The sequence below is a fragment of the Klebsiella michiganensis genome (assembly GCF_002925905.1).
Taxonomy (GTDB): Bacteria; Pseudomonadota; Gammaproteobacteria; order Enterobacterales; family Enterobacteriaceae; genus Klebsiella; species Klebsiella michiganensis.
Genome location: NZ_PRDB01000001.1, coordinates 1,178,871 through 1,200,732 on the forward strand (window position 1 = coordinate 1,178,871; position 21,862 = coordinate 1,200,732).

Below are 21,862 nucleotides of genomic sequence, written 5' to 3' on the forward strand. Positions count from 1 at the left end.
GATTATTGCGACGCATGAAAGCAGCGCCGAAAACGCCGAAAGCAAAACGTCAGGAAGAACAGGCCAACTTTATCAGTTGGCGTTTTGCGTTGCTGTGCGGCTGTATTCTGCTGGCGCTGGGCTTCCTGCTGGGCCGCGTGGCCTGGCTACAGGTGATTAGCCCGGACATGCTGGTACGCCAGGGCGATATGCGTTCTCTGCGCGTGCAGGAAGTCTCTACCGCGCGCGGAATGATAACCGATCGTTCCGGCCGCCCGCTGGCGGTGAGCGTGCCGGTAAAAGCTATCTGGGCTGACCCGAAAGAGCTGCATGAAGCCGGGGGCGTGACCCTGGACAACCGCTGGAAGGCGCTGGCCGATGCGCTGAATATGCCGCTGGATCAGCTGGCATCGCGCATCAATACCAATCCACGGATGCGTTTTATCTATCTGGCGCGTCAGGTGAACCCTGATATGGCCGACTACATCCGTAAATTGAAGCTGCCGGGGATTCATCTGCGGGAAGAGTCCCGCCGCTACTATCCGTCTGGCGAAGTAACCGCTCACCTCATTGGCTTCACTAACGTCGATAGCCAGGGGATTGAGGGCGTAGAGAAGAGCTTTGATAAGTGGCTTACCGGCCAGCCCGGCGAGCGTATCGTGCGTAAAGACCGCTATGGTCGGGTAATCGAAGATATTTCGTCCACCGATAGCCAGGCCGCGCATAACCTGGCGCTGAGCATTGACGAACGCCTGCAGGCGCTGGTGTATCGCGAGCTGAATAATGCGGTGGCGTTCAACAAAGCGGAGTCAGGTACCGCGGTTCTGGTCGACGTTAACACCGGCGAAGTGCTGGCGATGGCCAACAGCCCGTCGTACAACCCGAATAATTTCGCGGGCACCTCCAAAGATACGATGCGTAACCGCGCCATTACCGACGTGTTTGAGCCGGGTTCAACGGTGAAGCCGATGGTGGTGATGACGGCGCTTCAGCGCGGCATTGTTAACGAAAATACCGTACTGAACACCATTCCCTATCGAATTAACGGCCACGAAATCAAAGACGTGGCGCGCTACAGCGAATTGACCCTGACCGGGGTACTACAGAAGTCGAGTAACGTCGGTGTTTCTAAGCTGGCGTTAGCGATGCCGTCCTCAGCGTTAGTAGATACTTACTCACGTTTTGGACTCGGAAAAGCGACCAATTTGGGGTTGGTCGGAGAACGCAGTGGCTTATACCCTCAAAAACAACGGTGGTCTGACATAGAGAGGGCCACCTTTTCTTTCGGCTATGGGCTAATGGTAACCCCGTTACAGTTAGCGCGAGTCTACGCAACGATCGGCAGCTACGGCATATATCGCCCGCTGTCGATTACCAAAGTTGATCCACCGGTTCCGGGCGAGCGCGTCTTCCCGGAATCACTCGTTCGTACCGTTGTTCATATGATGGAAAGCGTGGCGCTGCCCGGCGGCGGCGGCGTGAAGGCGGCGATCAAAGGCTATCGCATCGCCATTAAAACCGGTACGGCGAAAAAAGTAGGGCCCGACGGCCGCTACATCAACAAATACATTGCTTACACCGCAGGCGTTGCGCCCGCCAGCCATCCGCGCTTTGCGCTGGTGGTGGTGATCAACGATCCGCAGGCGGGTAAATACTACGGCGGCGCCGTTTCCGCGCCGGTCTTCGGTGCCATCATGGGCGGCGTACTGCGCACCATGAACATTGAACCGGATGCGCTGGCAACGGCTGAAAAAAGTGAATTAGTGATTAATCAAGGCGAGGGAACAGGTGGCAGATCGTAATTTGCGCGACCTTCTCGCTCCGTGGGTGCCAAATGCGCCGGAGCGAATTCTGCGAGAAATGACGCTGGACAGCCGGGTGGCTGCTTCTGGCGATCTTTTTGTCGCGGTTTTAGGTCATCAGGCGGACGGGCGTCGTTATATCCCGCAGGCGATAGCGCAAGGTGTTGCTGCCATTATTGCTGAGGCCAAAGATGAGGCCCATGACGGCGAAATCCGTGAAATGCACGGTGTGCCGGTTATCTATCTGAGCCAACTCAACGAGCGCTTATCCGCGCTGGCCGGGCGTTTTTACCATCAGCCTTCGGAACAACTGCGCCTGGTGGGCGTCACCGGGACTAACGGCAAGACCACCACGACACAACTGCTGGCGCAGTGGGCGCAGCTGCTGGGGGAAACCAGCGCGGTAATGGGAACCGTAGGCAATGGCCTGCTGGAGAAAGTTATCCCAACGGAAAACACCACCGGTTCGGCCGTTGATGTTCAACACGTACTCTCTGGCCTGGCAGGGCAGGGGGCGACGTTCGCCGCGATGGAAGTCTCTTCCCACGGGCTGGTGCAGCATCGCGTAGCCGCGCTGCAGTTTGCCGCCTCGGTCTTCACCAACCTGAGCCGCGATCACCTCGATTACCACGGTGATATGGAACATTACGAAGCGGCGAAATGGCTGCTCTACTCAACCCACCATTGCGGGCAGGCGATTGTTAATGCGGACGATGAAGTCGGTCGCCGCTGGCTGGCGAAGCTGCCGGATGCGGTTGCCGTATCGATGGAAGATCACATTAACCCGAACTGCCGGGGTCGCTGGCTCAAAGCGACCGCCGTGAGCTATCACGATAGCGGCGCCACCATTCAGTTTGCCTCCAGCTGGGGGAACGGCGAGATCGAAAGCCGCCTGATGGGCGCCTTTAACGTCAGCAATCTGCTGCTGGCCTTAGCCACCCTGCTGGCGCTGGGCTATCCGCTTGCCGATCTGCTGAAAACCGCCGCGCGCCTGCAGCCGGTATGCGGGCGTATGGAAGTGTTCGCCGCGCCGGGTAAACCGACCGTGGTCGTTGATTACGCCCACACGCCTGATGCGCTGGAAAAAGCGCTGCAGGCGGCGCGTCTGCACTGTCGCGGTAAACTGTGGTGCGTATTTGGCTGCGGCGGGGATCGCGACAAAGGCAAGCGTCCGCTGATGGGCGCTATCGCCGAAGAGTTTGCCGATATCGTGGTTGTCACCGACGACAACCCGCGCACCGAAGAGCCGCGGGCGATTATCAACGACATTCTGGCCGGCATGCTGGACGCGGGCCATGCCAGGGCGGTGGAAGGTCGTGCGGAAGCGGTCACTAATGCGGTGATGCAGGCGAAAGAAAACGACGTCGTTCTGGTGGCGGGCAAAGGCCACGAGGACTATCAAATCGTCGGCAATCGCCGACTCGATTACTCTGACCGCGTCACCGTAGCGCGTCTGCTGGGGGCGGTAGCATGATTCGCTTGACTCTCAGCCAGCTCGCCGGCATCACGCATGGCGAGCTGCACGGCCGCGATGTGGCGATTGATGACGTCACCTCCGATACCCGTAAAATCACGGCGGGCTGCCTGTTCGTGGCGCTAAAAGGCGAGCGCTTTGATGCGCATGACTTTGCCGAACAGGCGAAAGCTGCCGGCGCGGGCGCACTGTTGGTCAGCCGTCAGCTGGCCTGCGATCTACCGCAGGTGGTGGTGAAGGATACGCGTCTGGCGTTTGGCGAACTGGCCGCGTGGGTGCGTCAGCAGGTGCCGGCGCGCGTGGTCGCGCTGACCGGATCTTCCGGAAAAACCTCGGTTAAAGAGATGACCGCGGCGATTCTGAGCCAGTGCGGCAATACGCTGTATACCGCAGGTAACCTGAACAACGATATCGGCGTGCCGATGACGCTGCTGCGTCTCACCAAAGAACATGACTACGCGGTCATCGAGTTAGGCGCTAATCACCAGGGGGAAATTGCCTGGACAGTTAGCCTGACCCGTCCCGAAGCCGCGTTAGTGAATAACCTGGCCGCCGCGCACCTGGAAGGCTTTGGCTCTCTGGAAGGCGTGGCGAAAGCCAAGGGCGAAATTTACACCGGTCTGCCGCTCAACGGCATCGCGATTATGAACGCCGACAATAATGACTGGCTGAACTGGCAAAGCGTGATTGGCGAGCGTAAAACCTGGCGTTTTTCGCCGAACGCCGCCCACAGCGATTTCACGGCAACCAACGTTCATGTGACCTCGCACGGGACTGAATTTACTCTGCAGACCCCAACGGGCAGCGTTGATGTACTGCTACCGCTGCCGGGGCGCCATAACATCGCCAACGCGCTGGCTGCCGCGGCGCTGTCAATGGCGGTGGGGGCGACGCATGAGGCGATCAAAGCGGGTCTGAAAGATCTGAAAGCGGTACCGGGGCGGTTATTCCCGATTCAGCTGACCGACAGCCAGCTGCTGCTGGATGATTCCTATAACGCCAACGTCGGCTCGCTGACCGCTGCGGTACAGGTGCTGTCTGAGATGCCGGGCTACCGGGTACTGGTCGTTGGCGATATGGCCGAACTCGGCGCGGAAAGCCAGGCGTGCCATCGTCAGGTGGGCGAAGCGGCAAAAGCGGCCGGGCTCGATCGCGTACTGAGCGTCGGTACGTTGAGCGCAGAGATCAGCGGCGCCAGCGGCGTTGGCGAACATTTTAGCGAGAAGGCCGCGCTGGTGACCCGCCTGCGCGAGCTCACCGCAGAACATAAAATTATGACCATTTTAGTGAAGGGTTCACGTAGTGCCGCCATGGAAGTGGTAGTACGCGCATTACAGGAGAACGGAACATGTTAGTATGGCTGGCCGAACATTTGGTCAAATATTATTCAGGCTTTAACGTCTTTTCCTACCTGACGTTTCGCGCCATTGTCAGCCTGCTGACCGCGCTGTTCATCTCTCTGTGGATGGGCCCGCGCATGATCGCCCGTCTGCAAAAACTCTCCTTTGGCCAGGTTGTACGTAACGATGGCCCGGAATCTCACTTTAGTAAGCGCGGTACGCCGACCATGGGCGGGATCATGATCCTGACCGCCATTGTTGTCTCCGTTCTGCTGTGGGCCTATCCATCTAACCCCTACGTCTGGTGCGTGCTGACGGTACTGGTGGGCTACGGCATCATCGGCTTCGTTGATGACTACCGTAAGGTGGTTCGCAAAGATACCAAGGGCCTGATTGCCCGCTGGAAATACTTCTGGATGTCGGTGATTGCGCTGGGCGTCGCCTTTGCGCTGTATATGGCGGGTAAAGATACGCCGGCGACTCAGCTGGTGGTGCCGTTCTTTAAAGACGTGATGCCGCAGCTGGGCCTGTTCTACGTCCTGCTGGCCTATTTTGTTATCGTCGGGACCGGTAATGCGGTCAACCTGACCGACGGCCTTGATGGGCTGGCGATTATGCCAACCGTATTCGTTGCCGCCGGCTTCGCGCTGGTTGCCTGGGCGACCGGGAACATGAATTTCGCCAACTACCTGCATATCCCTTATTTGCGTCACGCCGGTGAACTGGTGATCGTCTGTACGGCGATTGTCGGCGCGGGCCTGGGCTTCCTGTGGTTTAACACCTATCCGGCACAGGTCTTTATGGGCGATGTGGGTTCGCTGGCTCTCGGCGGCGCGCTGGGGATTATCGCCGTGCTGCTGCGCCAGGAATTCCTGCTGGTGATTATGGGCGGCGTATTTGTGGTGGAAACGCTCTCGGTGATTCTGCAGGTCGGCTCCTTCAAGCTGCGCGGTCAGCGCATCTTCCGCATGGCGCCGATTCACCATCACTATGAACTGAAAGGCTGGCCGGAACCGCGCGTTATCGTGCGTTTCTGGATTATTTCGCTGATGCTGGTGCTGATTGGCCTGGCGACGCTGAAGGTACGTTAATCATGGCAGATTATCAGGGTAAAAAAGTCGTCATTATTGGGCTGGGTATGACCGGCCTGTCATGCGTGGACTTTTTCATGGCTCGCGGCGTGACGCCGCGGGTGATGGATACCCGCGTTGCGCCGGCGGGGCTGGATAAGCTGCCGGAAGCCGTTGAGCGCTATGTCGGCGGTCTGAACGAAGACTGGCTGTTGACGGCGGACCTGATTGTCGCCAGCCCTGGCATCGCGTTGGCGCATCCTTCCCTGAGCGCCGCGGCGGATGCGGGGGTAGAAATAGTCGGCGATATTGAACTGTTCTGCCGCGAGGCGCAGGCGCCGATTATTGCGATCACCGGTTCCAACGGTAAAAGCACCGTGACTTCCCTTGTGGGAGAAATGGCGAAAGCGGCGGGGTTGAACGTTGGCGTCGGGGGCAATATTGGCCTGCCGGCGCTGATGCTGCTGGATCCTGAGCGCGAACTCTATGTCCTGGAGCTTTCCAGCTTCCAGCTGGAAACCACCTCCAGCCTGCGGGCGGCCGCGGCGACGATCCTTAACGTCACCGAAGATCATATGGACCGCTATCCGCTGGGGCTTCAGCAGTACCGCGCCGCCAAACTGCGCGTTTATGAGAACGCCCGGGCCTGTATCGTTAATGCCGACGATGCGTTAACCATGCCGGTACGCGGCGCTGACGATCGCTGCATCAGCTTCGGCGTTGACGTTGGCGACTATCACCTGAACCGCCAGCAGGGAGAAACCTGGCTGCGCGTCAAAGGCGAGAAAGTGCTCAACGTCAAAGAGATGAAGATTAGCGGCCAGCATAACTACAGTAACGCGCTTGCGGCCCTGGCTCTGGCGGACGCGGCGGGTCTGCCGCGCGCCAGTAGCCTGAAAGCGCTGACCACATTCACCGGGCTGGCGCATCGTTTCCAGCTGGTGCTGGAGCACAACGGCGTGCGCTGGATCAACGATTCTAAAGCCACCAACGTCGGCAGTACCGAAGCGGCGCTCAATGGGCTGCATCTTGATGGAACGCTCTATCTGCTGCTGGGCGGCGATGGGAAATCCGCTGATTTCACGCCGTTAAGCCGTTACCTGACCGTCGACAACGTTCGCCTGTACTGCTTTGGCCGCGACGGCGCGCAGCTGGCGGCCCTTCGCCCGGACGTCGCCGTGCAAACGGAAACCATGGAGCAGGCGATGCGCCAGATTGCGCCGCAGGTTGTCGCGGGCGATATGGTGCTGCTGTCTCCCGCGTGCGCCAGCCTCGATCAGTTTAAAAACTTTGAACAACGCGGCGACATCTTTGCTCGCCTGGCGAAGGAGTTAGGTTGATGCGTTTATCACTCCCGCGCCTGAAAATGCCACGGCTGAGACTGCCGCGTCTGCCGGGAATGTTTATTTTCGCATGGCTGTTCGCCGCGCTGAAAGGCTGGGTGATGGGCTCGCGGCAAAAAGATACCGATAGCCTGGTGATGTATGACCGGATGCTGCTGTGGCTGACCTTTGGCCTGGCCGCAATCGGCTTCATTATGGTGACCTCGGCGTCGATGCCCGTAGGCCAGCGTCTGGCGAACGATCCGTTTCTGTTTGCCAAGCGCGATGGCTTATACATTCTGCTGGCGCTAGGGCTGGCGATGGTGACGCTGCGCCTGCCGATGGAGTTCTGGCAGCGCCATAGTACCGCGATGCTGATCGCCTCTATCGTCATGCTGCTGATTGTTCTGGTGGTCGGTAGCTCGGTTAACGGGGCGTCGCGCTGGATTGCGCTGGGGCCGCTGCGTATCCAGCCTGCGGAGTTTACCAAGCTGTCGCTGTTTTGCTACATCGCCAACTACCTCGTGCGTAAAGGCGACGAAGTGCGTAACAACCTGCGCGGCTTCTTAAAGCCGATGGGCGTGATTTTCGTACTGGCGATTTTACTGCTGGCGCAGCCTGACCTCGGTACCGTCGTCGTGCTGTTTGTGACCACTCTGGCCATGCTGTTCCTGGCGGGAGCCAAGCTGTGGCAGTTCATCGCCATTATCGGGATGGGGCTTTCGGCGGTCGTACTGCTGATTCTGGCTGAACCGTACCGTATCCGCCGCGTGACCTCTTTCTGGAACCCGTGGGAAGATCCGTTCGGCAGCGGCTACCAGCTAACCCAGTCGCTGATGGCCTTTGGTCGCGGCGAAATGTGGGGGCAGGGCCTGGGCAATTCGGTCCAGAAGCTGGAGTATTTGCCCGAGGCGCACACCGATTTCATCTTCGCCATTATCGGTGAAGAGCTCGGTTATATCGGTGTGGTACTCGCACTTTTAATGGTATTCTTCGTCGCTTTTCGCGCCATGTCCATTGGCCGCAAAGCGCTGGAGATTGACCACCGTTTCTCCGGATTTCTGGCCTGCGCCATTGGGATCTGGTTTAGCTTTCAGGCGCTGGTTAACGTCGGCGCGGCGGCGGGGATGCTGCCAACCAAAGGCCTGACGCTGCCTCTGATCAGTTACGGCGGTTCGAGCCTGCTGATTATGTCGACGGCGATCATGTTGCTGTTACGAATTGATTATGAAACGCGTCTGGAAAAAGCCCAGGCGTTTACACGGGGTGTTCGATGAGCGGTCAGGAAAAGCGCTTAATGGTGATGGCAGGCGGTACCGGCGGACACGTGTTCCCGGGACTGGCGGTTGCGCACCATTTAATGGACCAGGGCTGGCAGGTCCGCTGGCTGGGTACCGCGGATCGTATGGAAGCGGATTTAGTGCCGAAGCACGGCATTGAAATTGATTTCATTCAGATATCCGGCCTGCGCGGCAAGGGCCTGAAGGCGCAGATGCTGGCGCCGGTGCGTATTTTCAACGCCTGGCGTCAGGCGCGAGCGATTATGCAGCGTTTTCAGCCGGACGTGGTGCTGGGCATGGGCGGCTATGTTTCCGGACCTGGCGGTCTGGCGGCATGGTCGCTGGGGATCCCGGTTGTCCTGCATGAACAGAACGGGATTGCCGGCCTGACGAATAAATGGCTGGCGAAAATTGCCAAAAAGGTCATGCAGGCATTTCCCGGCGCTTTCCCGCATGCCGACGTTGTTGGCAACCCGGTTCGCACCGATGTGCTGGCGCTGCCGCTGCCGGAGCAGCGGTTAGTCGGGCGCCAGGGGCCGATTCGCGTATTGGTCGTCGGCGGCTCGCAGGGCGCGCGCGTGCTCAATCAGACGATGCCGCAGGTGGCGGCGAAGCTGGGTTCTGCTGTTACCATCTGGCACCAGAGCGGTAAAGGGGGCCAGGAGAGCGTACAGCAGGCCTATTCCGACGCCGGCCAGCCGCAGCACAAAGTCACCGAATTTATTGACGACATGGCGGCGGCTTATGCCTGGGCTGATGTTGTCGTATGTCGTTCCGGGGCGCTGACGGTGAGCGAAATTGCCGCCGCGGGTTTACCGGCGCTGTTTGTGCCTTTTCAGCACAAAGATCGTCAGCAGTACTGGAATGCGCTGCCGTTAGAGAAGGCAGGGGCAGCGAAGATCCTTGAGCAGCCGCAGTTTACCGTGGAGGCCGTTGCGCAAACCCTGGCGGGTTGGGATCGCGAGACGCTGCTGGATATGGCGGAGCGAGCGCGCAGAGCCTCGATTCCGGACGCGACCGAACGGGTAGCAGAAGAAGTGAGCGCCGCAGCACTGGCGCGTTAATCGCGGTGATGATCACCGTCCGAATAAAGAAGTTGATGGCGTAAAGAATGAATACACAAGATCTGGCAAAACTGCGTTCTATCGTGCCCGAGATGCGTCGCGTCCGGCACATTCACTTTGTTGGCATTGGCGGTGCCGGCATGGGCGGTATTGCCGAAGTTCTGGCCAACGAAGGTTATCAGATTAGCGGCTCCGACCTGGCGCCGAATCCGGTGACCCAGCAGTTGACTCAGCTTGGCGCCACGATTTATTTCAACCATCGCCCTGAAAACGTGCGCGATGCGAGCGTTGTCGTGGTTTCCAGCGCGATTTCTGCGGATAACCCGGAAATCGTCGCCGCCCACGAAGCGCGTATTCCGGTTATTCGCCGCGCCGAGATGCTGGCGGAGCTGATGCGTTTTCGCCACGGCATTGCCATTGCCGGCACGCACGGAAAGACCACAACCACGGCGATGGTCTCGAGCATTTACGCTGAAGCCGGGCTGGATCCTACCTTCGTGAACGGTGGTCTGGTCAAAGCCGCTGGCGTGCACGCGCGCCTTGGCCATAGTCGTTACCTGATTGCCGAAGCGGACGAAAGCGACGCCTCGTTCCTGCATTTACAGCCGATGGTCGCTATCGTAACCAATATCGAAGCCGATCATATGGATACCTACCACGGCGACTTCGAAAACCTGAAGCAGACGTTTATTAACTTCCTGCACAATCTGCCGTTCTACGGACGCGCGGTGATGTGCGTGGACGATCCGGTGATTCGTGAACTGCTGCCGCGCGTTGGCCGCCAGCTCACCACCTACGGATTTAGCGATGATGCCGACGTTCGCGTGGAAGAGTATCGTCAGGTTGGCGCTCAGGGCCATTTCCGTCTGGTTCGCCAGGATAAAGAGGTCATTCAGGTGACGCTGAACGCACCGGGTCGCCACAACGCGCTGAACGCGGCGGCGGCGGTGGCCGTTGCGACGGAAGAGGGCATTGATGATGACGCTATTTTGCGCGCGCTGGAAAGCTTCCAGGGCACCGGCCGTCGCTTTGATTTCCTTGGCGAATACCCCTTAGCTGAAGTTAACGGTAAAGAGGGTACCGCGATGCTGATCGATGATTATGGTCATCATCCTACGGAAGTGGATGCCACCATCAAAGCGGCGCGGGCGGGCTGGCCGGATAAAAACCTGGTGATGCTGTTTCAGCCGCACCGTTTTACCCGTACGCGCGATCTGTACGATGATTTCGCCAACGTGCTGACCCAGGTTGACGCGCTGCTGATGCTGGACGTTTATTCCGCGGGCGAAGCCGCTATTCCTGGCGCCGACAGCCGCTCGCTGTGCCGTACGATTCGCGGCCGCGGTAAAGTCGACCCGATTCTGGTTTCCGACCCGGCGCAGGCGGCAGAGATGCTGGCTTCAGTATTGACCGGCAACGATCTGGTGCTGGTTCAGGGGGCGGGAAATATTGGTAAAATCGCCCGTCACCTGGCGGAAATCAAATTGCAGCCGCAAAAATCGCAGGAGGAGCGCCATGGCTGATAAAATCGCGGTCCTCTTTGGCGGAACCTCCGCTGAACGTGAAGTCTCTCTCAATTCAGGTTCGGCGGTGCTCGCCGGCCTGCGTGAAGCCGGGGTCGATGCGCACCCGGTCGACCCGCGCGACGTGGATATTACCCAATTGAAAAATATGGGTTTTCAGAAAGCGTTTATTGCCTTGCACGGTCGCGGCGGTGAAGATGGTACGTTGCAGGGGCTGCTGGAGCTGATTCAACTCCCCTATACCGGCAGCGGCGTGATGGCTTCCGCTATCTCAATGGATAAGCTGCGCAGCAAACTGCTGTGGCAGGGTGCCGGGCTGCCGGTTGCGCCGTGGGTTGCGCTAACGCGTAAACAGTTTACCGCGGGGCTTTCCGCTGAGGTAGAACAGCAGATTTCCGCCCTCGGACTGCCGTTGATTGTTAAACCCAGTCGCGAAGGCTCCAGCGTCGGTATGTCCAAAGTCAGCGAAAGTTGTGCATTACAAAATGCATTGGCGCTGGCTTTTCAGCATGATGACGAAGTTCTGATTGAAAAATGGCTCAGTGGGCCGGAATTTACCGTCGCTATCGTCGGAGAAGAAATTTTACCGTCAATACGTATCCAGGCGGCTGGAACCTTCTATGATTATGAAGCAAAGTATCTCTCTGATGAAACGCAATATTTCTGCCCTGGCCTGGAAGATTCCGCGCGCGAGGCAGAAATCCAGGCTCTGGTGCAAAAAGCCTGGGATAGTCTTGGCTGTTACGGCTGGGGGCGAATTGATGTGATGCTGGACAGCGATGGCCAGTTTTATCTGCTGGAAGCAAACACCTCTCCTGGCATGACCAGCCATAGCCTGGTGCCCATGGCGGCGCGTCAGGCAGGGATGAGCTTCTCGCAGCTTGTTGTACGAATTCTGGACCTGGCGGGGTGATATGTCGCAGGCTGCGCTGAATACGCGGAACCACGAAGAGGAAGACGAAACCTCTTCGCGTCGAAGTAATGGCTCTCGTCTGGCGGGTATCTTCTTCCTGCTGGCGGTGCTCTGTACCGTGCTGGTCAGCGGATGGATGGTTCTGGGCTGGATGGAAGATGCACAGCGATTACCGCTGTCAAAGATGGTGGTCACCGGTGAGCGTCACTACACGCGCAACGATGATATCCGTCAGGCGATTCTGGCATTAGGGTCGCCGGGCACCTTTATGACGCAGGACGTCAACATTATTCAAAGCCAGATTGAACGTCTGCCGTGGATTAAGCAGGCGAGCGTCAGGAAGCAGTGGCCGGACGAATTGAAGATTCATCTGGTTGAATATGTGCCGATAGCGCGCTGGAATGATCAGCATATGGTAGACGTGGACGGAAATTCTTTCAGCGTGCCGTCAGATCGCACCAGTAAACAGAATTTACCGATGTTGTACGGCCCGGAAGGCAGTGAGAACGAAGTCCTTCAGGGATACCGCGACATGGGGCAGGTGCTGGCAAAGGATAAATTCACGTTGAAAGTAGCGGCAATGACCGCGCGTCGCTCCTGGCAGTTGACGCTTAATAACGACATTAAGCTCAACCTTGGCCGGGGTGACACCATGAAACGGCTTCAGCGCTTTATGGAACTCTACCCGGTTCTTCAGCAGCAGGCGCAGACCGACGGCAAACGGATAAGCTACGTTGATTTGCGTTATGACTCGGGAGCGGCAGTCGGTTGGGTACCGGCTCCTGTAGAGGAAACTCAACAACAACAGAATCAGGCACAGGCAGAACAACAATGATCAAGGCGACGGACAGAAAACTGGTAGTTGGACTGGAGATTGGCACCGCTAAGGTTGCCGCTTTAGTAGGGGAAGTTCTGCCCGACGGTATGATTAATATCATTGGCGTGGGCAGTTGCCCATCGCGTGGTATGGATAAAGGCGGAGTGAACGACCTGGAATCCGTGGTGAAATGCGTACAGCGCGCCATTGACCAGGCCGAACTGATGGCGGATTGCCAGATCTCGTCAGTCTATCTGGCGCTTTCAGGCAAACATATCAGCTGTCAAAATGAAATCGGTATGGTGCCGATTTCTGAAGAAGAAGTGACGCAGGACGACGTAGAGAACGTGGTACATACCGCGAAATCGGTTCGCGTGCGCGACGAGCATCGCGTTCTGCACGTTATCCCGCAGGAGTACGCCATCGACTACCAGGAGGGGATTAAAAACCCCGTAGGACTGTCTGGCGTACGCATGCAGGCGAAAGTGCATTTGATTACCTGCCATAACGATATGGCAAAAAATATTGTCAAAGCGGTGGAACGTTGCGGTCTGAAAGTCGACCAGCTTATTTTCGCCGGTTTAGCCGCCAGCTATTCCGTATTAACGGAAGACGAACGTGAACTGGGTGTCTGCGTGGTGGATATCGGCGGTGGTACAATGGATATTGCGGTCTATACCGGCGGCGCGCTGCGTCATACCAAAGTGATCCCGTACGCGGGCAACGTGGTGACCAGCGATATTGCCTACGCTTTCGGTACGCCGCCGAGCGACGCAGAAGCCATTAAAGTGCGTCACGGCTGTGCGCTGGGTTCCATCGTTGGTAAAGACGAGAACGTGGAAGTCCCCAGCGTGGGCGGGCGTCCGCCTCGTAGTCTGCAGCGTCAGACGCTGGCCGAGGTGATTGAGCCACGTTATACCGAATTGCTCAACCTGGTGAATGAAGAGATCCTGCAGCTGCAGGAACAGCTCCGTCAACAAGGTGTGAAGCACCACCTGGCGGCTGGCATTGTATTAACCGGCGGTGCGGCGCAAATTGAAGGACTTGCCGCCTGTGCGCAGCGCGTATTCCATACGCAGGTGAGAATTGGCGCGCCGCTGAATATTACCGGATTAACGGATTATGCCCAGGAGCCGTATTACTCGACGGCGGTTGGGCTGCTGCACTACGGGAAGGAATCTCATCTCAGTGGTGAAGCAGAGGTGGAAAAACGCGTAACGGTCGGGTCGTGGATCAAACGACTCAACAGTTGGTTGCGAAAAGAGTTTTAATTTTTTAAGAGAACGCAGAAAATTAGCGTTCTCAGGCGACAGGCACAACGGAGAGAGAAATTATGTTTGAACCTATGGAACTGACCAACGACGCGGTGATTAAAGTCATCGGCGTCGGCGGCGGCGGCGGTAACGCCGTTGAGCACATGGTGCGCGAGCGCATTGAGGGTGTTGAATTTTTCGCGGTGAACACCGACGCGCAGGCTCTGCGCAAAACGGCTGTTGGCCAGACTATCCAGATCGGTAGCGGTATTACCAAAGGTCTGGGCGCAGGCGCAAACCCGGAAGTCGGCCGTAACGCGGCGGATGAAGACCGTGAAGCGCTGCGTGCCGCCCTTGACGGCGCCGATATGGTGTTTATCGCAGCCGGCATGGGCGGCGGTACCGGAACCGGTGCTGCGCCAGTGGTGGCTGAAGTTGCAAAAGATTTAGGTATCCTGACCGTTGCCGTGGTGACTAAGCCGTTCAATTTTGAAGGCAAGAAGCGCATGGCGTTCGCTGAGCAGGGCATCACCGAGCTGTCCAAGCATGTGGATTCGCTGATCACCATCCCGAACGACAAGCTGCTGAAGGTTCTCGGCCGCGGCATTTCTCTGCTCGACGCTTTCGGTGCGGCCAACGACGTGCTGAAAGGCGCGGTGCAGGGTATCGCTGAGCTGATCACCCGCCCAGGCCTGATGAACGTCGACTTTGCGGACGTGCGTACAGTGATGTCTGAAATGGGCTACGCCATGATGGGCTCCGGCGTGGCGAGCGGTGAAGACCGTGCGGAAGAAGCGGCTGAAATGGCGATCTCTTCTCCGCTGCTGGAAGATATCGATCTGTCCGGCGCGCGTGGCGTTCTGGTCAACATCACTGCGGGCTTCGACCTGCGTCTGGATGAGTTCGAGACCGTAGGTAACACTATCCGCGCATTTGCTTCGGATAACGCCACCGTGGTTATCGGTACCTCTCTGGACCCGGATATGAACGACGAGCTGCGCGTAACCGTCGTTGCTACCGGTATCGGTATGGACAAACGTCCGGAAATCACCCTGGTCACCAACAAACAGGTGCAGCAGCCGGTGATGGATCGTTACCAGCAGCACGGTATGTCTCCACTGACGCAAGAGCAGAAACCGGCCGCAAAAGTGGTCAACGACAATACGCCGCAGGCTGCGAAAGAGCCAGATTATCTGGATATTCCAGCCTTCCTGCGTAAGCAAGCCGATTAAGAATTGGCTGGAAGTTGGGCATCTGCGCTCTTTGTGCTAAACTGGCCTGCCGAATGTATAGTACACTTCGGTTGGATAGGTAACTTGGCGAGATTATACGATGATCAAACAAAGGACTCTTAAACGTATCGTTCAGGCGACTGGCGTCGGTTTGCATACCGGCAAGAAAGTCACCCTGACGTTACGCCCTGCGCCGGCAAATACCGGGGTCATCTATCGTCGCACCGACTTGAATCCACCGGTTGATTTTCCGGCTGATGCCAAATCTGTGCGTGATACCATGCTCTGTACTTGCCTGGTCAATGAGCATGACGTGCGGATATCGACGGTTGAGCACCTCAATGCCGCGCTGGCTGGCTTGGGTATCGACAACATTATTATTGAAGTCGATGCGCCGGAAGTCCCAATTATGGACGGTAGTGCGGCTCCGTTCGTTTATCTGTTGCTGGATGCCGGCATCGATGAACTGAACTGCGCTAAGAAATTTGTGCGTATCAAAGAGACAGTTCGCGTTGAAGATGGCGATAAATGGGCCGAATTCAAACCGTACAATGGTTTTTCACTGGACTTCACCATTGATTTTAACCATCCGGCGATTGACTCCAGCAGCCAGCGCTACGCAATGAACTTCTCGGCTGATGCGTTTATGCGCCAGATTAGCCGCGCGCGTACCTTCGGTTTTATGCGTGATATCGAATATCTGCAGTCCCGCGGCCTGTGCCTGGGCGGCAGCTTCGATTGTGCCATCGTTGTTGACGATTATCGCGTACTGAACGAAGACGGTTTGCGCTTTGAAGATGAGTTTGTCCGTCACAAAATGCTGGATGCCATTGGCGACCTCTTTATGTGTGGTCACAATATTATCGGCGCATTTACGGCGTACAAATCCGGTCACGCGTTGAATAACAAACTGCTGCAGGCTGTTCTGGCAAAACAGGAAGCCTGGGAGTATGTGACCTTCGAGGACGACGCAGAAATGCCGCTGGCGTTCCGCGCCCCGACGCTGGTTCTGGCATAAGTCAGACCCGGCAGTAAATTCGACTGGTAACCTGGTACTCTCTCCGGCCAGGGAGCCAGTCGTTTTCTTTTTTATATTCCCGCTGCGTCCTGCTTTGATTTTTAACTGCATTTTTTGCGCGTTCGTTCCTTTTTTAAACGTTTTTCCCCCGCCTGAGACCTCATTCCTGCTGCCGTGACGGCGTATTAATGTTAGTATTTGGACGCAAAATATTTCTTAGGGTTGCTACCAACAAAAGGTAACGTAAGTGAGTGGATTGCTGACGCGCTGGCGACAGTTTGGCAGACGGTATTTCTGGCCGCATCTCCTGTTGGGGATGGTCGCGGCTAGCCTCGGCCTGCCTGCGCTTAGCAATGGTCATGAGCATGAGACCGCGTCGCCCGCTAAAACGACGTCCAGCAACCATAATCCTGCTAAAGTTAATTTTTCTCAGCTAGCGCTGCTGGAATCTTCCAGTCGTCGGCCCAATTTCACGGTTGATTACTGGCATCAGCACGCCATTCGTACGGTCATTCGCCACCTCTCTTTTGCGATGGCCCCGCAGGCGCTGCCGGTAGTGGAAGAGTCTTCACCGCTTCAGGCGCAGCATCTGGCCCTTCTCGACACGCTTAGCGCGCTGTTGACGCAGGAGAGCAAACCTCCGGCCATTGTTCATCTGGCGGCATATAACCCCTCTATTTCCCACTGTGCGTTTCGCGTCTGTACCTGGATTAGCCAGGTGGCCGGCATACGCGCAGGGCCTCAACGTCTCAGCTAAACCAAAAACGGACCATTCTATTTTTTTGTGACTCCGCACCGCGGGGCGTTTGAGATTTTATTATGCTAATCAAATTATTAACTAAAGTATTCGGTAGTCGTAACGACCGTACGCTGCGTCGTATGCGCAAAGCCGTCAACGTGATCAACGCCATGGAACCGTCCATGGAAAAACTGTCCGACGACGAACTGAAAGGGAAAACCGCTGAGTTCCGCGCTCGCCTGGAAAAAGGCGAAGCCCTGGAGAGCCTGATCCCGGAAGCCTTTGCCGTCGTGCGTGAAGCCAGTAAACGCGTCTTCGGCATGCGTCACTTTGACGTTCAGCTGCTGGGCGGCATGGTTCTCAACGACCGCTGTATTGCAGAAATGCGTACCGGTGAAGGTAAAACGCTGACCGCAACTCTGCCTGCCTATCTGAATGCGCTGACCGGTAAAGGCGTTCACGTGGTGACCGTCAACGACTATCTGGCGCAGCGTGATGCCGAGAACAACCGCCCGCTGTTTGAATTCCTGGGGATGACCGTTGGCATTAACATGTCCGGCCTGCCTGCGCCGGCCAAGCGTGAAGCCTACGCAGCCGATATTACTTACGGTACCAACAACGAATACGGCTTTGACTATCTGCGCGACAATATGGCCTTCAGTCCTGAAGAGCGCGTCCAGCGCAAACTGCACTATGCGCTGGTGGATGAAGTCGACTCCATTCTGATCGATGAAGCGCGTACCCCGCTTATTATTTCCGGCCCGGCTGAAGACAGCTCGGAAATGTATAAGAAGGTGAACAAGATCATTCCGCACCTGGTGCGTCAGGATAAAGAAGACTCCGAAACCTTTACCGGCGAAGGGCACTTCTCCGTCGATGAGAAAGCGCGTCAGGTAAACCTGACCGAACGCGGCCTGGTGTTGATTGAAGAGCTGCTGGTGAATGAAGGTATTATGGAAGAAGGCGAGTCGCTGTACTCACCGACCAATATCATGCTGATGCACCACGTGACCGCCGCGCTGCGCGCGCATGTGCTGTTCACCCGCGATGTTGATTACATCGTGAAAGATGGCGAAGTGATCATCGTCGACGAACACACCGGCCGTACGATGCAGGGGCGCCGCTGGTCCGATGGCCTGCACCAGGCCGTTGAAGCGAAAGAAGGCGTTGATATTCAGAACGAGAACCAGACGCTGGCTTCAATTACCTTCCAGAACTATTTCCGCCTGTACGAGAAGCTGGCAGGGATGACCGGTACCGCCGATACCGAAGCGTTTGAATTTAGCTCAATCTATAAGCTGGATACCGTTGTGGTTCCGACCAACCGTCCGATGATTCGTAAAGACATGGCGGACCTGGTCTATATGACCGAAGCGGAAAAAATTCAGGCCATTATCGAAGATATTAAGCAGCGTACCGCCGCGGGGCAGCCGGTGCTGGTGGGTACCATTTCTATCGAAAAATCAGAAGTGGTCTCTAATGAATTAACGAAGGCGGGCATCAAGCACAACGTGCTGAACGCGAAATTCCACGCCAGCGAAGCGGACATCGTTGCGCAGGCGGGCTATCCGTCTGCGGTAACCATTGCAACTAACATGGCCGGCCGTGGTACCGACATTATGCTTGGCGGTAGCTGGCAGGCCGAGGTCGCCCAGCTGGAAGACCCGACTCCAGAACAGATTGCGCAGATCAAAGCCGACTGGCAGGTTCGTCACGATGCGGTACTGGCTGCGGGCGGTTTGCATATCATCGGCACCGAACGCCATGAATCCCGCCGTATTGATAACCAGCTCCGCGGTCGTTCAGGCCGTCAGGGGGACGCCGGTTCTTCCCGTTTCTATCTGTCGATGGAAGATGCCCTGATGCGTATCTTCGCGTCTGACCGCGTGTCCGGCATGATGCGTAAACTGGGTATGAAGCCGGGTGAGGCTATCGAGCATCCATGGGTGACCAAAGCGATTGCCAACGCGCAGCGTAAAGTCGAGAGCCGCAACTTCGATATTCGTAAGCAGCTGCTGGAATATGACGATGTGGCTAACGATCAGCGTCGCGCTATTTACACCCAGCGTAATGAGCTGCTCGATGTGACCGACGTGAGCGAGACGATTAACAGCATTCGTGAAGACGTATTTAAAGCGACCATCGATGCCCATATTCCTCCGCAGTCTCTGGAAGAGATGTGGGATATTGAAGGCCTGCAGGAGCGTCTGAAAAATGACTTCGACCTCGAGTTGCCGCTCAAAGAGTGGCTGGATAAAGAGCCGGAGCTTCATGAAGAAACGCTGCGTGAGCGCATTCTGCAGAGCGCCATTGAAACCTATCAGCGTAAGGAAGAAGTGGTTGGCGCTGAGATGATGCGTCACTTTGAAAAAGGCGTCATGCTGCAAACGCTGGACTCCCTATGGAAAGAGCACCTGGCGGCGATGGACTACCTGCGTCAGGGGATCCACCTGCGCGGCTATGCGCAGAAAGATCCGAAGCAGGAATATAAGCGTGAATCTTTCTCCATGTTCGCTTCAATGCTGGAATCCCTGAAATATGAAGTGATCAGTACCCTGAGCAAAGTTCAGGTGCGGATGCCGGAAGAGGTTGAGGCGATGGAGCAGCAGCGTCGTGAAGAAGCTGAGCGTCTGGCGCAGATGCAGCAACTGAGCCATCAGGACGATGATAGCGCAGCCGCGGCCGCGCTGGCTGAACAAACCGGCGAGCGTAAAGTGGGTCGTAACGATCCTTGCCCGTGCGGTTCTGGCAAAAAATACAAGCAGTGCCACGGTCGCCTGAGCTAAGCTTTTACAATATTGAATACCAGGGCGCAGATATCTGCGCCTTTTTTATGGAATGAAGACAATGAAAACGCTGCAAATTTCAGTGGGTATTATCCGTAATTCGCAAGGGGAGATTTTTATCACTCAGCGGGCCGCCGATGCGCATATGGCGAACAAGCTTGAATTCCCGGGCGGTAAAATTGAAGAGGGCGAGTCGTCCGAACAGGCCTTAGTACGTGAGCTGCAGGAAGAGGTCGGCATTACAGCCAAAGCTTACAGCCTGTTTGATAAGCTGGAGTACCAGTTTCCCGATCGCCATATCACGCTATGGTTCTGGCTGGTGAACAGCTGGGAAGGCGAGCCGTGGGGGAAAGAAGGGCAGCCGGGCCGCTGGATTGCGCAGAGCGCGCTCGTTGCTGAGGATTTTCCGCCGGCAAACGAACCCGTCATTACGAAGTTAATTCAAGGTTCTCTGATCGGGTAGGGGCGCCTGCATCCGGCAAATCAGGGCGGGCCTGTACATGCCCGCCCGAAATCCGTTACTCTTTTTCTTCGCTCCAGCCGTCGCTATCTGACAGATCGCTGCTGCTTGGGATACGTTTCTCTTCCGCTGCCCATTCGCCTAAATCGATAAGCTGACAGCGTTTGGAGCAGAACGGGCGATGCGGGCTCTGCTCATTCCAGACCACAATTTTGCCGCAGGTTGGGCAGTTGACGGTTATCTCTTCTGACATATTGACTCCTTAACAGCAGGCCAGTTCAAAATCAAAACGCTCTGGCACGATGCCGTGCTCGCTGTCCAGCGGCATAAAGCGGATGGCAAAGCGGCTCTTGTGGCCTGATATTTGGGGGTAGAGCTGGCTGGCAAGATCCAACCGCAGACGCAGCAGATCGGCATCTTCGCCGTTGTCCTGATAAAAACCGTTCAGGCTGGTCTGCTTACGGAAGGGGGCCGAGTTACGGATGAGATCGAGAATGAGCATCAGCGATTGCGTCAACGGTTCCAGGCTGGCCAGCCACTTACCGACCTGCTCATCGCGATATTCCTGCGGCATATGCAGCCAGATGTGCAGCGTCGGAAGATCGAAGCTACAGCAGCCGCCCGGGATACTCAGGCGTTGGCGTACCAGGGCGATCAGGCGATCCTCTCGCAGGTACTGGCCGATACGCGGCGCCGACATTAACGTACTGCCTGATTGCTTCAGCTGCTGACGCAGTTCGTTGATACGATCCTGATCAACCCCAGGGACTTCCGCCCAGGATTGCAGCTTCCTCTGCTGGCGATCCAGCTCTTTCATCAGATCGGTACGTACTTCACCGCGTTCAAAAACATCTAAAAGATCGCCGATATTGCGGAAAAAATGCAGCGCATCCGCATGGCTGGTAATGGCGGGATGTACGGTCAGCTGCTGGAGCAAAAACTCAATACGCAGCCAGGTGCGCATTTTTTCATTAAGCGGATGTTCAAATAGAACAGGGGTAGACATTACGGTTTTTCCTGTGAGGCGGCCTGCGTTGCCAGCTGTTGATACTTTGCATGCAGGCGGGCGACAGCTGATGCGATGGCATCAGGTGAACCCATATTTTCAATAACATCATCCGCAACGGCAAGGCGCTGCTCGCGCGTTGCCTGAGCGGCAAGAATATGTTCCGCATGTTGCCGACTGACCCGATCGCGAAGCATCGTGCGCGCTATCTGCGTCTCTTTCGGCACATCGACAACAAGGACCCGATCGGCTTTGGCGGACAAACGGTTTTCGACCAGTAAAGGTACAACCCAGAGAATATAAGACGAGGTGGCAAGCTGCATCTGGCGACGCGTTTCCTGCTGAATTTGCGGGTGCAGCAGCGCGTTTAGCCAGTTCTTATCCTCTGCGTGAGCGAAAATATGCTCACGCAGAGCGCGACGGTTAAGGGTGCCATCTTTATTCAGGATCTGCGGACCGAAGCGTTGAGCAATCGCGTTTAGCCCCGGAGTACCGGGCTCGACCACCTGGCGCGCGATAATGTCAGCATCAATAACGTTAACCCCGAGGTGTGAGAATGCGTCGGCTACGGTACTTTTACCGCTACCGATGCCGCCTGTTAACGCTACCGTGTATGTCATACACCTCAATCCTGAAACTGACTACATGCACATTTTTCAATAACAGAGCCGTGATTTACGACGCGACGACGCCACTGCGACAGTGGTTTTATCGACGTGATATCAACCAATAAATGGCTGTCACCACGTACCCTGGTTCTTTTTGCGCATGTAAATCAAATGGT

General features: G+C 56.6%; 19 protein-coding genes. 16 read left to right on the top strand and 3 right to left on the bottom strand.

Annotated elements, in window-relative coordinates; all coding sequences use genetic code 11:
* Window positions 1–14: 14 nt before the first annotated feature.
* The 16 genes from CDA56_RS05715 (at window position 15) to mutT (ending at window position 20,075) form a co-directional block, all read left to right on the top strand.
* The gene (locus tag CDA56_RS05715; protein WP_004098582.1) at window positions 15–1,781 is read left to right on the top strand and encodes a peptidoglycan glycosyltransferase FtsI; all 1,767 of its coding nucleotides are present in this window, start codon (window positions 15–17) and stop codon (window positions 1,779–1,781) included.
* Window positions 1,768–3,255, top strand: a complete 1,488-nt coding sequence (gene murE / locus CDA56_RS05720) for a UDP-N-acetylmuramoyl-L-alanyl-D-glutamate--2,6-diaminopimelate ligase (RefSeq protein WP_071846144.1) — start codon at window positions 1,768–1,770, stop codon at window positions 3,253–3,255. Before CDA56_RS05715 ends, murE begins: the two co-directional genes overlap by 14 nt.
* Window positions 3,252–4,610: a UDP-N-acetylmuramoyl-tripeptide--D-alanyl-D-alanine ligase gene (gene murF, locus CDA56_RS05725; protein ID WP_014837403.1), complete on the top strand. Its 1,359-nt coding sequence runs from the start codon at window positions 3,252–3,254 to the stop codon at window positions 4,608–4,610. Before murE ends, murF begins: the two co-directional genes overlap by 4 nt.
* The gene (gene mraY, locus CDA56_RS05730; RefSeq protein ID WP_004098585.1) at window positions 4,604–5,686 is read left to right on the top strand and encodes a phospho-N-acetylmuramoyl-pentapeptide-transferase; all 1,083 of its coding nucleotides are present in this window, start codon (window positions 4,604–4,606) and stop codon (window positions 5,684–5,686) included. The genes murF and mraY overlap by 7 nt, the downstream gene beginning before the upstream one ends.
* A 2-nt stretch (window positions 5,687–5,688) precedes the next feature.
* Window positions 5,689–7,005: a UDP-N-acetylmuramoyl-L-alanine--D-glutamate ligase gene (gene murD / locus CDA56_RS05735; RefSeq protein WP_102803127.1), complete on the top strand. Its 1,317-nt coding sequence runs from the start codon at window positions 5,689–5,691 to the stop codon at window positions 7,003–7,005.
* Window positions 7,005–8,264: a cell division protein FtsW gene (ftsW, locus tag CDA56_RS05740; protein ID WP_004098587.1), complete on the top strand. Its 1,260-nt coding sequence runs from the start codon at window positions 7,005–7,007 to the stop codon at window positions 8,262–8,264. The genes murD and ftsW overlap by 1 nt, the downstream gene beginning before the upstream one ends.
* Window positions 8,261–9,331, top strand: coding sequence for an undecaprenyldiphospho-muramoylpentapeptide beta-N-acetylglucosaminyltransferase (murG, locus tag CDA56_RS05745; protein ID WP_014837405.1), 1,071 nt, complete (start codon window positions 8,261–8,263; stop codon window positions 9,329–9,331). Before ftsW ends, murG begins: the two co-directional genes overlap by 4 nt.
* A 47-nt stretch (window positions 9,332–9,378) precedes the next feature.
* The gene (gene murC / locus CDA56_RS05750; protein ID WP_014227921.1) at window positions 9,379–10,854 is read left to right on the top strand and encodes a UDP-N-acetylmuramate--L-alanine ligase; all 1,476 of its coding nucleotides are present in this window, start codon (window positions 9,379–9,381) and stop codon (window positions 10,852–10,854) included.
* A complete protein-coding gene (locus CDA56_RS05755; RefSeq protein ID WP_032720383.1) occupies window positions 10,847–11,767 on the top strand; it encodes a D-alanine--D-alanine ligase in 921 nt (306 codons plus the stop codon). The genes murC and CDA56_RS05755 overlap by 8 nt, the downstream gene beginning before the upstream one ends.
* Window position 11,768: 1 nt before the next feature.
* Window positions 11,769–12,602 (top strand): cell division protein FtsQ, encoded by an 834-nt coding sequence (gene ftsQ, locus CDA56_RS05760; protein WP_014227923.1) that lies wholly within the window; start codon window positions 11,769–11,771, stop codon window positions 12,600–12,602.
* On the top strand, window positions 12,599–13,855 hold the full coding sequence (gene ftsA, locus CDA56_RS05765) for a cell division protein FtsA (protein WP_004098594.1): 1,257 nt from the start codon (window positions 12,599–12,601) through the stop codon (window positions 13,853–13,855). Before ftsQ ends, ftsA begins: the two co-directional genes overlap by 4 nt.
* 62 nt (window positions 13,856–13,917) lie before the next feature.
* Window positions 13,918–15,069: a cell division protein FtsZ gene (gene ftsZ / locus CDA56_RS05770; RefSeq protein ID WP_004098597.1), complete on the top strand. Its 1,152-nt coding sequence runs from the start codon at window positions 13,918–13,920 to the stop codon at window positions 15,067–15,069.
* A gap of 100 nt (window positions 15,070–15,169) precedes the next feature.
* Entirely contained in the window at window positions 15,170–16,087 is a 918-nt protein-coding gene (gene lpxC / locus CDA56_RS05775; RefSeq protein WP_004098599.1) for a UDP-3-O-acyl-N-acetylglucosamine deacetylase, read from the top strand.
* 247 nt (window positions 16,088–16,334) lie between these two features.
* Window positions 16,335–16,844, top strand: coding sequence for a secA translation cis-regulator SecM (gene secM, locus CDA56_RS05780; protein WP_165795103.1), 510 nt, complete (start codon window positions 16,335–16,337; stop codon window positions 16,842–16,844).
* Window positions 16,845–16,906: 62 nt separating this feature from the next.
* Entirely contained in the window at window positions 16,907–19,612 is a 2,706-nt protein-coding gene (gene secA, locus CDA56_RS05785) for a preprotein translocase subunit SecA (protein ID WP_004098603.1), read from the top strand.
* A gap of 61 nt (window positions 19,613–19,673) precedes the next feature.
* Window positions 19,674–20,075 carry an 8-oxo-dGTP diphosphatase MutT gene (mutT, locus tag CDA56_RS05790; RefSeq protein ID WP_046877800.1) on the top strand — a complete coding sequence of 134 codons (402 nt, stop codon included), beginning with the start codon at window positions 19,674–19,676 and terminating at the stop codon, window positions 20,073–20,075.
* Window positions 20,076–20,130: 55 nt separating this feature from the next.
* On the opposite strand, the gene yacG is transcribed toward mutT, so the two are convergent.
* Genes yacG through coaE form a run of 3 tightly spaced genes read right to left on the bottom strand, consistent with a single transcriptional unit; the run spans window position 20,131 to window position 21,698 of the window.
* Complete coding sequence (gene yacG, locus CDA56_RS05795) at window positions 20,131–20,325, bottom strand: DNA gyrase inhibitor YacG (protein ID WP_004098607.1); 195 nt, start codon at window positions 20,323–20,325, stop codon at window positions 20,131–20,133.
* 9 nt (window positions 20,326–20,334) lie between these two features.
* Complete coding sequence (gene zapD / locus CDA56_RS05800) at window positions 20,335–21,078, bottom strand: cell division protein ZapD (RefSeq protein WP_014227927.1); 744 nt, start codon at window positions 21,076–21,078, stop codon at window positions 20,335–20,337.
* The gene (gene coaE, locus CDA56_RS05805) at window positions 21,078–21,698 is read right to left on the bottom strand and encodes a dephospho-CoA kinase (RefSeq protein WP_048262398.1); all 621 of its coding nucleotides are present in this window, start codon (window positions 21,696–21,698) and stop codon (window positions 21,078–21,080) included. Before coaE ends, zapD begins: the two co-directional genes overlap by 1 nt.
* Window positions 21,699–21,862: the final 164 nt, after the last annotated feature.